General features: G+C 35.7%; 13 protein-coding genes. 7 read left to right on the forward strand and 6 right to left on the reverse strand.

All coding sequences use genetic code 11. The features are described from left to right. The first annotated feature begins 320 nt into the window (after positions 1–320). Positions 321–1,508 carry a helix-turn-helix domain-containing protein gene (locus ACU1LP_RS13985; RefSeq protein WP_445736575.1) on the forward strand — a complete coding sequence of 396 codons (1,188 nt, stop codon included), beginning with the start codon at positions 321–323 and terminating at the stop codon, positions 1,506–1,508. Here ACU1LP_RS13985 and ACU1LP_RS13990 read toward each other — a convergent pair. The 3 genes from ACU1LP_RS13990 to alaS form a co-directional block, all read right to left on the reverse strand. Next, positions 1,500–2,462 (reverse strand): GSCFA domain-containing protein, encoded by a 963-nt coding sequence (locus ACU1LP_RS13990; protein ID WP_445736576.1) that lies wholly within the window; start codon positions 2,460–2,462, stop codon positions 1,500–1,502. The two genes, ACU1LP_RS13985 and ACU1LP_RS13990, sit on opposite strands and share 9 nt — an antisense overlap. Positions 2,463–2,503: 41 nt before the next feature. Beyond that, complete coding sequence (locus ACU1LP_RS13995; RefSeq protein WP_445736577.1) at positions 2,504–2,881, reverse strand: GxxExxY protein; 378 nt, start codon at positions 2,879–2,881, stop codon at positions 2,504–2,506. 65 nt (positions 2,882–2,946) lie between these two features. Next, positions 2,947–5,559, reverse strand: coding sequence for an alanine--tRNA ligase (alaS, locus tag ACU1LP_RS14000; RefSeq protein ID WP_445736590.1), 2,613 nt, complete (start codon positions 5,557–5,559; stop codon positions 2,947–2,949). 212 nt (positions 5,560–5,771) lie between these two features. Between alaS and ACU1LP_RS14005 the strand changes: the two genes are divergently transcribed. From ACU1LP_RS14005 to ACU1LP_RS14025, 5 genes are all read left to right on the forward strand, one after another. Continuing rightward, a complete protein-coding gene (locus ACU1LP_RS14005; RefSeq protein ID WP_445736578.1) occupies positions 5,772–6,743 on the forward strand; it encodes a M23 family metallopeptidase in 972 nt (323 codons plus the stop codon). Continuing rightward, on the forward strand, positions 6,743–7,072 hold the full coding sequence (locus tag ACU1LP_RS14010) for a MerR family transcriptional regulator (protein WP_445736579.1): 330 nt from the start codon (positions 6,743–6,745) through the stop codon (positions 7,070–7,072). The genes ACU1LP_RS14005 and ACU1LP_RS14010 overlap by 1 nt, the downstream gene beginning before the upstream one ends. A 63-nt stretch (positions 7,073–7,135) precedes the next feature. After that, positions 7,136–7,735, forward strand: coding sequence for a LemA family protein (locus ACU1LP_RS14015; RefSeq protein ID WP_445732923.1), 600 nt, complete (start codon positions 7,136–7,138; stop codon positions 7,733–7,735). A gap of 56 nt (positions 7,736–7,791) precedes the next feature. Continuing rightward, positions 7,792–8,232, forward strand: coding sequence for a TPM domain-containing protein (locus ACU1LP_RS14020; protein ID WP_445732922.1), 441 nt, complete (start codon positions 7,792–7,794; stop codon positions 8,230–8,232). A 68-nt stretch (positions 8,233–8,300) separates the two neighbouring features. Continuing rightward, entirely contained in the window at positions 8,301–9,113 is an 813-nt protein-coding gene (locus tag ACU1LP_RS14025) for a TPM domain-containing protein (RefSeq protein ID WP_445736580.1), read from the forward strand. Positions 9,114–9,237: 124 nt separating this feature from the next. On the opposite strand, the gene der is transcribed toward ACU1LP_RS14025, so the two are convergent. Then, positions 9,238–10,542 (reverse strand): ribosome biogenesis GTPase Der, encoded by a 1,305-nt coding sequence (der, locus tag ACU1LP_RS14030; protein ID WP_445736581.1) that lies wholly within the window; start codon positions 10,540–10,542, stop codon positions 9,238–9,240. Positions 10,543–11,040: 498 nt separating this feature from the next. Here der and ACU1LP_RS14035 point away from each other — a divergent pair, with 498 nt between their 5' ends. Next, positions 11,041–11,532 carry a GTP-binding protein gene (locus tag ACU1LP_RS14035; RefSeq protein WP_445732919.1) on the forward strand — a complete coding sequence of 164 codons (492 nt, stop codon included), beginning with the start codon at positions 11,041–11,043 and terminating at the stop codon, positions 11,530–11,532. 1,241 nt (positions 11,533–12,773) lie between these two features. On the opposite strand, the gene era is transcribed toward ACU1LP_RS14035, so the two are convergent. Both era and ACU1LP_RS14045 read right to left on the reverse strand, forming a co-directional pair. Then, positions 12,774–13,655 (reverse strand): GTPase Era, encoded by an 882-nt coding sequence (gene era / locus ACU1LP_RS14040; RefSeq protein ID WP_445736582.1) that lies wholly within the window; start codon positions 13,653–13,655, stop codon positions 12,774–12,776. Between the two features lie 291 nt (positions 13,656–13,946). Further along, entirely contained in the window at positions 13,947–14,648 is a 702-nt protein-coding gene (locus ACU1LP_RS14045; protein ID WP_445736583.1) for an FKBP-type peptidyl-prolyl cis-trans isomerase, read from the reverse strand. Positions 14,649–14,705 lie beyond the last annotated feature (57 nt).

Here is a 14,705-nt window from a genome sequence, read left to right on the forward strand (position 1 = left end):
AAAGTGAAAAGTCTTTAAAGCACTGGTTTTACTGACTTTTCAACTTTCTTTTCAACATTCGCTTGCGGATTTAAGGCTACATATAAATATGTGCCGTTTAAAAATAGGCACATAAAAAAAGGTTGCCTTAATTTAAGACAACCCCTAACAAAATTTAGAATTTCTTCATAAAATGAGACCCTCAATAATTCAAATTCCATGTTTAATATACAAAATATTTGCTAAACCTTTGAATTTCAACAATAATTTTATTTGCTTTTTAACTAGCGCAAATAAACTGTCATAATTTATTACATTTGTTCTATTAATCCCCTTATCAAGTGATTGAATCATTTTTATTTTTTTTCACTGGCATTATTGGTATGGTTACCATAGCACTAATGATCACTTCTTACAAATCGAATCCGTTTTGTAATGCTTTTTTATTATTAATCATTATTATCATATCCTTTCGGTTTTTAGTCCATGGAAGTTATAGCTTAGGGTTACAAGATGTTTTATTACCCGACAAAGGACCACATTCACTGTTCTATTTAATTATAGCTCCTAGTTTTTATCTATACCATCAAAACCTCCTGTTCCAAAGTAAAACTTTTAACCTTAAAGATTTTAAGCATCTTGTTTTTATTGTATTTCTTTTTATAATAAATACGAACCCATACCTATCTGGAAGTTTTATATTTTATTTTGGGAAATGGACCAATTTTATTTTAATAACGCTTTTTATTTCATTCTATCTCATATTGATTTTTAAATTGTTGAGCAAAAATATCTGGTTTAAAAAAGATGTTCTTGTACACAGCACACACTTTCGCTTAGTTAAAAACTGGACTCTTTATTTATTCATAATCAATGTGCTGGCTGCAATCACGCTATTGGCTTCCATTTATACCGAAGTTCGCTCTCAATCAACCATTTCCGGGAAATCAATGGCTGTTTTATTATTGGTTTTTTGGTTGTTTATCTATTTTAAAATTTTGTTCTCTCCCGAAATATTATATGGACTCCCCATACTTAACAAGAAAATCTTGAAATTTAATTTACAGGATGAAGAAAACAAACAAACCATTGAATCAACCAACAGTAATTGGATTTTACATCTTAACCATGATAAAAATAACGATCAAGACCTAAAACTGCAAGAAAAAATTATGCATCACATTGTTAGCTATTCTAAAGAAGTTGACAAATTGTGCAAGGAAGAGTATATTTTCAGAAACCCTAAAGCATCCCCTACCTATATTGCTGATAAATTAGGCGTACCAACAAGCCACATTGTGTATTTGTTCAAATACCATTCTAAAATATCCTTTCCCGAATACCGAATGAATTGCAGGATCAAGGACAGTATCCATTTAATGGAAAATGGCTATTTAAAAACCAATACCATGGAGTCTTTGGCTTATAAAACGGGGTTTTCCTCATACAATCCGTTTTTTAATTCGTTTAAAAAAGTAACTTCACTATCGCCCCAAGATTATTTGAAAATCAAAAAACAATCAGATTAAAAATTTAATATGGGCATGTTCGCTTTGAATGTTTGCTATTTTAAGTTCCAACTCATTAATAAACTTTTGATGTGCTTCGGAATTGGGGTGGAATGGTTTATGCTGAAGTCCTTTTTGAATGCTTTCAACCGTTTCCATTGTTTTTGAAGCTTCCTCTGATACCCAAACAGTTTGGAATTTCTCCCAAATGTAATTAATGGCGGTTTGGTTGGGGTGCAGCATATCCTCGGCATAAAAGCGATAATCGCGAAGTTCGTCCATCATGATTTCGTAGGAAGGAAAATAGAAAAGCCCCCTAGCCCCCGAAGGGGGAATCACTTGATGGATAGCCGAAATTAAATGGGCTTTACTCTGCGTATTTTCTATAAAACCATCTTTTAAATGGCGCACGGGCGATACCGTAAAAATGATGGACGCTTTAGTGTTCACGCTTCTAATGGAACCAACGATGTTTTCCAATGAAAGTGCAATGTCATCAACCGATAATAATTCTTTTGCAAATTGTTTTTGAGGTACTTTATGACAGTTCGCCACTAGTTGATTAGATTCAATAAAGCGATATACCCAAGCGGTGCCCAATGTGATGATAATATGTGTTGATTCGTGGATTTGCTTATGTGTTGATTGGATGGCTTCATTCAAATTATTTAACAAAAGTTCTTTTGAAGGATGACTCAATTTTGAATGCGCCTCAAAACAATGCCATTGTTCGTTATGGAAAAAAACAGCATCTTCTGAATATTTCCTAAGATTTATAGCGTTTGAAATTAAAGTTTCAATCGCTTTGGGCTGAAATAAAATACCAAACGGGTTTTGAAGCTTTTGAAGCTTAAAATGATCTAGCCTATTACCAATATTTTCTACAAAACAAGAGCCTAATAATAAGATGTTGGCGTTGTAGTCTATAAGGTTTTTAGACTGTTTTATTGAGGGTATTTTGGTTTGTAAGTTCATTTTTTGTCGCGCAAAGGCGCTAAGACGCAAAGTTTAAAGGGTCATAAGTTATTTACTAATCTTGTAATTCCTGTTTTTATTAATGGGCTATTGAAATTTATTAATAATCCCAGTTTCAATCCTGACAGTTTTAAGTAAGTTAGTAATTGTTTTGGATGTACGGGATGAATTTCTTCAACAGATTTTATTTCAACAATCACTTTGTTATTAATAATCAGGTCTGTTCTAAAACCTAAATTGAGTTTACTATTTTTCCAAATTACAGGCAATGCTTTTTGTCTTTCAACAATTAATCCTTCATTAATAAGCTCAAAACACAAAACTTCTTCATAAACAGACTCTAACAAACCTGGTCCAAGTTCAACATGAATTTGATAACATTTGTTTACGATAATCCTTGAAATGTCATTTTCATTCATAACTAACCTTTTAGCTTTTAAATCTTTGCGCCTTAGCGCCTTTGCGAGCCATAAATTTTGCGCGACTAAACCACGTACTTCTTAGCAGCTCCTAAAGCCTCATCAATCCCACCTGGATTCTTACCCCCCGCAGTAGCAAAAAACGGTTGTCCGCCACCACCACCTTGGATATATTTCCCGAGTTCGCGCACTACCTGCCCTGCGTTTAAACCTTTACTTGCTACCAACTCTTTGGAGATGTAACATGATAATAATGCTTTCCCTTCATTTTCTGTTGCAAACACTAAGAATAAATTACCATACTGCTGCCCTAATTCAAACGACACATCTTTAATGCCTGAGGCATCTAAATCCAATTTCTTAGCTAAAAACTGAATTCCGTTAATGTCTTGCAATTCATTTTTAAGGCCGCCTTTAATATTTTTGGCTTTATCCTTCAATAAGGCTTCAATCTGCTTTTTTAAATGGGTATTTTCTTCTTGTAAATTTTGAAGTGCCTTAACCGGTTCTTGGGCGTTGTTAAGCAACTCCTTCATTTCTAAAAACAGGTTGTTGTTTTCAGAATAAAAATCCTTAACGGCATCATTGGTTATGGCTTCAATACGACGTATTCCTGAGGCAACGGCTCCTTCTGAAATTATTTTAAAATGCCAAATATCCGAAGTGTTTTTAACATGCGTGCCACCACAAAGCTCTATGGATTTCCCAAAACGTATCGCACGGACGGTATCGCCATATTTTTCACCAAACAGACTCATGGCACCATCGGCAATAGCATCTTCTTTTGGAATATTCCTCTTTTCAATAATCGGTAATTTTCCTGCTATTCTTGCATTTACAAAGTTTTCAACATCTTGCAATTCTTCAGTGGTCAATTTTGAAAAATGTGAAAAATCGAACCGTAGATTTTTTGAGTGCACAGCGCTTCCTTTTTGCTCTACATGGGTTCCCAAAATTTCACGCAATGCCTGGTGCAGTAAATGGGTAGCGGTATGGTTGCATTCCGTTCTGTGGCGTTGCTTGGCATCAACAACCGCCTTAAACGACTCATTAATATGTTTAGGCAAATTTTTAGTAAAATGAATGATAACGTTATTTTCCTTTTTGGTATCCAATATATAAACCACATCGCCATGAGCGTCTTCCAAGTAGCCCTTATCGCCCACTTGCCCACCACCTTCTGGATAAAACGGGGTTACATTAAACACCAATTGATACATTTCGCCATCTTTTTTAGAGACTACTTTTCTGTAGCGTGTTAATTTAACGTTGGCTTCAAGCGTATCGTAACCTATAAATCCCTCATCTTTATCCTCTACTAAAATAGTCCAATCTTCGGTGCTCATTTCACTCGCAGCGCGCGAACGGTTTTTTTGTTTTTGAAGTTCTTCATTAAACCCTTTTTCATGCAAATCCAAGCCTTTTTCACTTAAAATAAGGGCGGTTAAATCGATTGGAAAACCGTAAGTATCATACAATTCAAAAGCTTTTTCGCCAGAAACGGTCGTTCCTTTTGTTTCATCGACAATACGGTTTAATAACACCAAACCTTGATCCAGAGTTCTTAAAAACGATTGCTCTTCTTCCTTTATAACGTTTTCAACCAATTGTTTTTGTGCTTTCATTTCTGGGAAAGCGGTTCCCATTTTTTCGCTCAACACGTCCACCAATCGGTACATAAAAGGTTCTTTTTTATCTAAAAACGTAAACCCGTAACGCACGGCTCGTCGCAAAATCCTTCTAATTACATAACCTGCACCTGTGTTACTGGGCAATTGCCCATCGGCAATGGAAAAAGCCACGGCACGAACATGGTCTGATATCACACGAATCGCTACATCCACCTTGGTATCTTTACCATATTTTTTGTCGGTGATAGTTTCAATCTCCCTAATAATTGGGGTGAACACATCGGTATCATAATTAGACTGAACGCCTTGCAACACCATACACAACCGCTCAAAGCCCATACCAGTGTCAATATGTTTATCTGGCAAACTTTCTAAACTACCGTTGGCTTTTCGGTTGTATTGCATAAAAACCAAATTCCAAATTTCCACTACTTGCGGATGGTCTTTATTCACTAAATTTTTCCCGGAAACCTTCGCTTTTTCTTCCGCAGAACGAATATCCACATGTATTTCGCTACAGGGCCCACAAGGCCCTTGGTCGCCCATTTCCCAAAAATTATCCTTTTTGTTTCCTTTTAAAATACGGTCTTCAGCAATAAATTGTTTCCATAAACCATAAGCCTCGGTATCCATCGGTAGTTTATCTTCATCACTTCCTTCAAAAACGGTAACGTATAAAATATCCTTATCAATACCGTAAACATCAACCAATAGCTCCCAAGCCCAAGCAATCGCTTCCTTCTTAAAATAATCGCCAAAACTCCAGTTACCCAACATTTCAAACAAGGTATGGTGGTAGGTATCGTACCCAACTTCTTCCAAATCATTATGTTTTCCAGAAACACGCAAGCACTTTTGGGTATCGGCAATTCTATTGTTTTTTGGCACTGCGTTTCCTAAAAAATACTCTTTAAAAGGCGCCATACCAGAATTAACGAACATTAAAGTGGGATCGTCCTTTAAAACCATAGGTGCAGATGGCACGATGCTGTGTTTCTTATCTTCAAAAAAACTTAAAAATTTAGAACGAATATCTTGTGATTTCATTACTTGTGGCTTCATTAATTATATATAAAATAGTTACTGAATTGTTAAAATAGCTTTAATTGCAAAACAATTTTTATCTTTACTGTTTCCAAAATATCGTAAATCTTAATAATTATCGGTTTCAACTTAATATTTAGCAAGTTTGGGCGTTAATTATTAAAATTCAGTATATAGGGCATTTAATAAAGTGCAAAAATAGAATAAATTAGTAAATGAGTAAGGTAAAATATTATTACGATCCGGAATCGCTTTCCTATAAGAAAATAAAGCGCAGAAAACGAAATACGCTTAAGTATGCCTCTGTGTTTCTTTTAGGGTCGGCATTATTTGGATTTTTGTTTGTTTTTATCGCGAGCCAATATATAGAATCGCCCAAGGAACGTGCTTTAAAACGGGAGCTACAAAATGCACAGTTACAGTTTGAACTGTTGAATAAAAAAATGAAGGAAGCCGAAACTGTTTTGGCCGATGTAGCCGATAGGGACAACAATATTTACCGTGTTTATTTTGAAGCAAACCCCATACCAGATGAGCAACGTAAAGCCGGATTTGGAGGTGTTAACAGATATAAGGATTTTGAAGGTTTTGATAATTCGAAACTGATTATTGAAAGCAATAAACGTTTGGATGTTCTTCAAAAACAAATTGTGGTCCAATCCAAATCCCTTGATGAAATAGCGCAACTTGCTGAGGAAAAAGAAAAACTTTTGGCTGCCATTCCCGCTATACAACCCGTTAGAAATGAAGACCTTAAAAGAATGGCTTCTGGCTACGGGATACGCTCGGACCCTTTTACCAAAGTTAGGAAAATGCACTATGGAATGGATTTTTCATCCCCTAGGGGCACCCCTATTTATGCATCGGGTGATGGTGTAGTGGAACGTGCAGACAATACCGCAACAGGTTACGGAAACCATATAAGAATAGATCATGGCTACGGTTATGAGAGTTTATACGCCCATTTATACAAGTACAATGTTAGGAAAAACCAAAAGGTAAGACGTGGCGATCTGATAGGGTTTGTGGGCAGTACCGGGCGTTCAGAGGCGCCACATTTGCATTATGAAATCTTTAAGGATGGCGAACGCATAAACCCTATAAACTTTTACTACGGAAGTTTAACTGCCGAAGAATTCAACAAAATGCTAGAGCACGCTTCGTTAGAAAACCAATCATTGGATTAATGTATATAGAACTACCCGAAAAACGTTATTACAGTATTGGCGAAGTTGCCAAGGCTTTTGGCGTAAACACCTCATTGATTCGCTTTTGGGAAAAAGAATTTGACGCTCTTAAACCTAAAAAAAACGCTAAGGGCAATAGAAAATTCACGCCGGAAGACATCAAAAACCTTAAATTTATTTACCACTTGGTTAAGGAACGTGGTTTCACGCTTGAAGGTGCTAAAATCCATTTAAAGGAAGATAAGAAAGAAACGCTTACTAATTTTGAAATTATCACTAAATTAGAGGACGTAAAAAACCAACTTATAAAAATCAAACAACATTTGTAACATTTTTCAAAATTTTACTACTTATTAAACAAAATTAATCATAAACCACAAAATTTAATCATAATGAAAAAATGGCTTATTCCTGTTATTATAATTGCTGTAATAGCGATCGGACTTTATTCTTGGGCAAAAGGATTCAATAATACTGCTGTAAATTTAAAAGAAACTGCAACCAGAAGTTGGGGTGATGTAGAGAGTAGTTACCAACGCAGAAACGACCTTATTGGAAACTTGGTAAAAACAGTTCAAGGCGCTGCCGATTTTGAAAAAAGCACTTTAGAAGCGGTAATAAAAGCTAGAAGTGAAGCTACAAAAACAACTATTGATGCCAATAACCTGACACCGGAAAACATGGCGCAGTTTCAACAGGCACAACAGGGTTTAACGGGGGCTTTATCCAAATTATTAGTAGTAGTTGAAAGGTATCCTGAACTAAAGGCAAATCAAAACTTTTTAGAATTACAGTCTCAATTGGAAGGCACTGAAAACAGAATTAACGTAGCAAGGGACCGTTTTAATGAAGCTGTGGAACCTTACAATAAGCACATTAAAATATTTCCGAATTCAGTATTGGCCGGGATATTTAATTTTGAGCAAATGAATTATTATAAAGCAGATGCTGGAAGTGAAAATGCGCCCGATGTGGATTTTAATTTTAAATAAATCTGCATTCTAAAAATATTCCATTTTAGAAAAAGTTGAAGTAAACACCTTAAAACATGCCAAACAATATTGAAGATTTTTTAACCGCCAGCGAAGAGCAAGCCGTTATAGAAGCGATAAGAATTGCGGAATTGAACACCTCTGGCGAAATACGGGTACATATTGAAAAAACCTCTAATGGTAATGCCACCAACCGTGCCTTAGAGGTTTTTTACATGCTGAAAATGGAGAACACCAAACTGCAAAATGCCGTATTGATTTATGTAGCCGTTGAAGAAAAAACCTTTGTTATTTATGGCGACAAAGGCATTAATGAGGTAGTTTCCAATAACTTTTGGGATAGCACTAAAGACGTTATGCAATCGCATTTTAAAACAGGTAACTTTAAACAAGGTTTGGTTGAAGGCATTTTAAAATCGGGCGAGCAACTAAAAAAATATTTCCCCTATACAGATTTAGATGTTAACGAACTGTCTGATGAAATTTCCAAAGGCTAATGCCCTTTGTCTTGCAGACATTTCCCCAAAGAGGAAAATTTTATAACAAACCAAAATATAACATCCCATTGAAAACATCCCATAAACATATTAACGTTTTGCTTTTTGTAGTAGGGCTATTTTGTGTTCAAATAGTACATGCACAATTTGAAATCCCTAAAAAACCAGATTTTCAAACCAGTGTTTACGATTATATCAATCTGTTACCACCTGCTGAAAAAAGCAGTTTAGAGCAAAAATTAATCAAGTATTCAGACACTACATCAACACAGATTGTAATTGCAATTATAAATTCCACTGAAGGCGAAAACATTAATTATTTAGGGGCTCAATGGGGCGAAAAATGGGGTATTGGTCAAGCCAAGGAAGATAATGGGATCTTAATTTTATTGGCAAGGGATGACAGACGGATTGCTATAAACACAGGAAAGGGTATTGAGTATCTTTTAACCGATGCTTTGTCGAAGCGTATTATAGAACAGGATATTCTTCCGTTTTTTAAGCAAGACGATTACTATGGTGGTTTGAACAGAGGTGCCGATGCTATTTTTGAAGTTTTAACTGGGGAATATCAAGGCACTCGAAAGGAATCGAACGATGGATTTCCTCCAAAGCTTATTATAATTCTTATTTTCATATTTATAATCATAATCATATCGATCTCAAAAAACAGACGTGGTGGCAAGGGCGGAAAGCATGGCAATAAATCGGGTGGCTTCAGTCTTTTGGACGCTATTATTTTAAGCAGTATGGGGCGTTCTTCCGGCGGCGGTTTTGGTAGCGGAAGTTCTGGCGGTGGCGGATTCGGCGGCGGCGGCGGCTTTGGCGGTGGTTTCGGCGGCGGCGGCTTTGGGGGTGGTGGTGCCTCTGGGGGGTGGTGATATTTAGTTTTCAGTTGCGGTACTCAGTCGCGGTATTTACAATATTACAAAAACAGCTGATTTATGTTTACCATTTGTTCAAAGTTTTAAACTCAAGGTTCAAAAAAACCAATAACCAACAAACCTATTTTTTCCTCATATAAACACTAACAGGCACCCCCTTAAAATCGAAATGCTCACGTAATTTATTTTCTAAAAAACGTTTATACGGTTCTTTAACATACTGCGGTAAATTACAGAAAAAAGCAAATTGCGGTTGCGGTGTTGGCAACTGCATCACGTATTTTATTTTCACGTATTTAGCTTTATTCGCTGGCGGCGGATAGCTTTCAATAATAGGTAACATCACCTCGTTGAGCTTACTTGTTTTAATCTTTTTGGTACGGTTATTATAAACCTCAACGGCCGTTTCTATGGCTTTATAAATACGTTGTTTTGAGATGCTTGAGATAAATATAATAGGCACATCGGTAAATGGTTCCATTTCTTTCCGGATGGCTTTTTCAAACTCTAGGGTTGTTTTATGGTCTTTCTCCACCAAATCCCATTTGTTTACCAAAATCACGATCCCTTTTCTATTACGCTCTGCCAACCAAAATATGTTTTGGTCCTGTCCGTCAAACCCACGGGTAGCGTCCAAAACCAACAAACACACATCGCAATGCTCAATAGCTCTCACACTACGCATCACGGAATAAAACTCTAAATCGTCTTTTACTTTTGCTTTTCTTCTAATACCAGCTGTATCAACGATGTTGAATTCAAAACCAAACTGGTTATATTTTGTATCGATGGAGTCTCTGGTAGTTCCTGCAATGTCGGTAACAATGTATCTGTCTTCACCAATTAAAGCATTAATAAACGATGATTTTCCTGCGTTTGGGCGACCAACAACTGCAAAACGAGGTAATTCTTCATTAACAAGGGTTTCCTTTTCTGGAAGCACTTTAACCAAGGCATCCAATAGATCGCCCGTACCACTTCCGTTAATACTGGCTACTGTGTAATATTCACCTAAGCCTAACGAATAAAACTCCACGGCATCTTCGGCACGTTTCGCATTATCAACCTTATTTACCACTAAAAATACAGGTTTATTTACTTTACGAAGTAATTTTGCAACGTCTTCATCCATACCTGTTACACCAGATTCTACGTCAACCATGAAAATAATAACATCGGCTTCGTCAATGGCCAATTCTACTTGTTTATCTATTTCAGCTTCAAAAACATCATCACTTCCTTTAACATAGCCACCAGTATCAATCAACGAAAACTCTTTTCCGTTCCAATCGCTTTTACCATAATGGCGGTCTCTGGTAACACCACTAACCGCATCAACAATGGCTTCCCTGCGTTGGATCAAGCGATTGAAAAACGTTGATTTCCCTACATTGGGGCGCCCTACTATAGCAACTATATTACTCATAATCTTTATATTGTGTGCAACAGATTTAACTGTTTTATATCTTTAACAAGATTTGCTAAATTTTTTGCAAAAATAGGAAATATACACGACGCATACCTTTTTTTTTGGCAACTATTAGGATAAACGCTTTTAGAGACTCGAAATCCTTTGAGGAACTTTATGTAACACTTTGTGTGTCTTTGAGTTACAGTTATTTCACAGAGTTGCACAAAGCAAGCATAGAAGATTTACAGAGGTTTCACAGAGGCTCACAAAGGTTTTTTCTCGCAAAGGCGCAAAGACGCAAAGCATAACGTAACCATCTGAAAACTGCGACTGCGACTGCGACCGAAAACGGACTAATTATTACACAGAGATACGCAAAGAAAAAAAGCACATTAATTAAATGAGTTGATTATGAGTTATGTAAGACTTTTTTTTGCGTTAGCCCTAGCAACCACTAAATTGTTCTGTTTTGAAGAAAAAATGGTATTTTCATGTCCGCAAAACACCAGCTAAATGACAACAACCAACGATATTATTTTAAGACCGCGATTTAAAATTGAAATACCAAAAAATAATGAAACTGTTTTAAGTGCCTTTCAAGATAGTAAAAAAACGCAATCTGACTTTATTGTTAATAGAATTGACGACCATGTATTTATAAAATTCCCGAAGCACAAACAACATTTCTGGTCGCCACAACTACATTTGGAAATCAATGAAGTAGATGCAAACTCCTGTTTGCTGCATGGTTTATTTGGCCCCAACCCAACGGTTTGGACATTTTTTATGTTTCTTCATTTTATGGTGGCGGGGTTATTTATTGCCTTTGGTATTTGGGCTTATTCAAACTGGGCACTAAAAACAAGTTATGCTATCCAAATAGGGATGATGCTTTTAATGGTCATTATTTGGGTTTTACTTTATTTTGGAGGCCGTATTGGAAAAGCATCCGGCAAAGGAAACATGATGGAACTTCAAAATTTTATGCATGCCGTTTTAAAATAAGAAAGCCTTAATTGAGGTTTCAACCAAGACTTTTAAAGTCCTTTTTGGGCACAGTTTAACATTAAATCACCTAAAAACAAATAATTTATGGTTTTGGTTCGCCCCTAGTTTTTTAACATTTAAAGCATGGTTGTTCGGAGAAAAAAAAATCGATATGTAAGTCATCCCTCTAGTCCCATTAGGGACTTTATGTGGGTAGCACCATAATAAAATATGCCTTTTGTGCCTTTAGGTACAAAATGTGCCAAACAGATTTTAAAAATGTAGCATACATCAAATTCTATTGCGACATCTTTTAGAAGTTATAAATCCTCTTTTTTTAAGCACACCAGATGTGTCGTACCCAAAGGCACGACTTCACCATTGGATATTAATGGCTACCCGTATTTTGTCCCTAAAGGGACATTTGTTGCATATAAGTAGCCCTAATTAACAGTTTCTGATAGAGAGCAAGGTAAAAATTAGAATGACCAAAGTATTTTGGGAATAGTATTGGAAAAGCATCCGGCAAAGGAAACATGATGGAACTTCAAAATTTTATGCATGCCGTTTTAAAATAAGAAAGCCTTAATTGAGGTTTCAACCAAGACTTTTAAAGTCCTTTTTGGGCACAGTTTCACATTAAATCACCTAAAAACAAATAATTTATGGTTTTGGTTCGCCCCTAGTTTTTTAACATTTAAAGCATGGTTGTTCGGAGAAAAAAAATCGATATGTAAGTCATCCCTCTAGTCCCATTAGGGACTTTATGTGGGTAGCACCATAATAAAATATGCCTTTTGTGCCTTTAGGTACAAAATGTGCCAAACAGATTTAAAAATGTAGATACATCAAATTCTATTGCGACATCTTTTAGAAGTTATAAATCCTCTTTTTTTTAGCACACCAGATGTCGTATCCAAAGGCACGACTTTACCATTGGATATTAAGGCTACCCGTATTTTGTCCCTAAAGGGATATTTGTTGCATATAAGTAGCCCTAATTAACAGTTTATGATAGAGAGCAAGGTAAAAATTAGAATGACCAAAGTATTTTGGAGGTAGTATTGGAAAAGCATCCGGCAAAAGTGACATGAGGGAACTTCAAAATTTTATGCATGCCGTTTTAAAATAAGAAAGCCTTAATTGAGGTTTCAACCAAGACTTTTAAACTAAACTAACTTAACAGAATGATTTTTAGCAAATATTAAAAACACACTTTAATTAATTGTTAGCTAATCCATAAGTTATTATTACCATTTCTAGTTATTATACCCAAATCGTTTTAACTGGTTTTGGTTACTGCGCCAATTTTTATTCACTTTCACATACGTTTCCAAGTGGATTTGTTTACCAAAAAAAGCTTCCAAATCTTTTCTGGCTTCTACCCCTACCCGTTTTAAGGCACTTCCTTTATGGCCAATAATAATACCTTTTTGGGTTTCGCGCTCTACCATAATCACAGAACGTATCCTGATGATGTTTTCTTCTTCAAAAAACTCTTCGGTTTCTATTTCAACAGCATACGGGATTTCCTTTTTATAATGAATAAGAATTTTTTCGCGAATGGTTTCATTGATAAAAAAACGTTCTGGTTTGTCGGTTAATTGGTCTTTTGGATAAAATGCCGGTGACTCTGGCAACAACTCAATAATGCGGTTGAACACTTCCTTTACATTAAAACCTTCTAAAGCTGAAATAGGAAAAATTTCGGCATTGGGCACTTTTTCTGCCCAAACCTGTACTTGGGTTTCCAATTGCTCTTGGTTGGATTTATCTATTTTATTCAATAGAAGCAATACCGGAATTTTTGAACTGGTAATCTTATTGAAAAAAGCCTCATCCTTTAGCTCTTGCTCACCAATTTCTACCATATACAATAATACATCGGCATCGTCAAAAGCAGACTTTACAAAGCCCATCATGCTCTCTTGCAGTTCATAAGCGGGTTTTATGATACCCGGCGTATCGGAAAGGACCACTTGAAAATCGTCACCATTAACAATTCCTAAAATACGGTGGCGCGTGGTTTGGGCTTTCGATGTGATGATGGATAGCTTTTCGCCAACAAAGGCATTCATCAAGGTAGATTTACCCACGTTGGGATTTCCAATAATGTTTACAAAACCGGCTTTGTGACTCATGTTATGCTTTTTAATTTGGCACAAATTTACAACCTTGATTTGTTTATTTGGCAAATATTCATTTTTATGCATAAAAAAAGCAAAAAGTAAACTTTCTGCTTTTTTAAATTTTGAACTCATTTAAACTTTTTGGATTGAAGCGAAAATTCGTCATTTTATGACCAGTTGAAGGCTTTTTTTAGTTGCATAGCATCGTTACGGAAGTAAAAAAAAGACAAAAAAATGGGTGCAAAAGGATAATTTTTTAGCCAATTGAAAAAAATTAAATGAGTTCTTTATTAAATTCTTGGTTTATTTTTCTATTTCCAACAATTCAACTTCAAAAATCAATGTAGAGTATGGTTTGATTTTTTCGCCAGCTTGTCTAGCCCCATAACCTAATTCTTGAGGGATGAAAAATTTATATTTAGAACCTACGGACATTAATTGCAAACCTTCTGTCCAGCCCGGTATCACTTGGTTAACACCAAATTCTGCTGGCTCTCCTCTATCTACCGAGCTATCAAATACAGTTCCGTCAATTAAAGTACCATGGTAATGTACTTTTACTTTAGATTCCGCAGTTGGTTTAGCACCGGTTCCTTCTTTTAAAACTATATATTGCAACCCACTTTCGGTTACTTTAACACCGTCTTTAGATTTGTTGTCTTCCAAGAATTTCACACCTACCCCTTTTTCTTTTTCAGCATCTTCTTGTTGTTTTTTCATTTTTTCAGCTTGTTTCTTCTGAAAATAGGTATTCAAAACTGCTTGCGATTTAGCATCGTCCAATAAAATGTTTGTAGAATCCAAAGCATTTAAAAATCCTTGCACATAAATTTCCTTATCAATTTCAGATGCATTGATTCTAATTTGGCTTCCCATATTGGCTCCTAAAGCATAACTTACCGAATCAATTTCAGTTTTTAAAGGTTTTTTTGAAATGCCTTTTCCTCCACAAGATGATAAAATGGAAGCTGATAATACAACTCCTAAAAATTTAATTATTTTCATTTTCTTATTATTAATTTAAAATTTAAGGTGCTAAAGTAACAAATTTATACTCAGAAA

It is taken from the genome of Mariniflexile sp. (assembly GCF_052728615.1).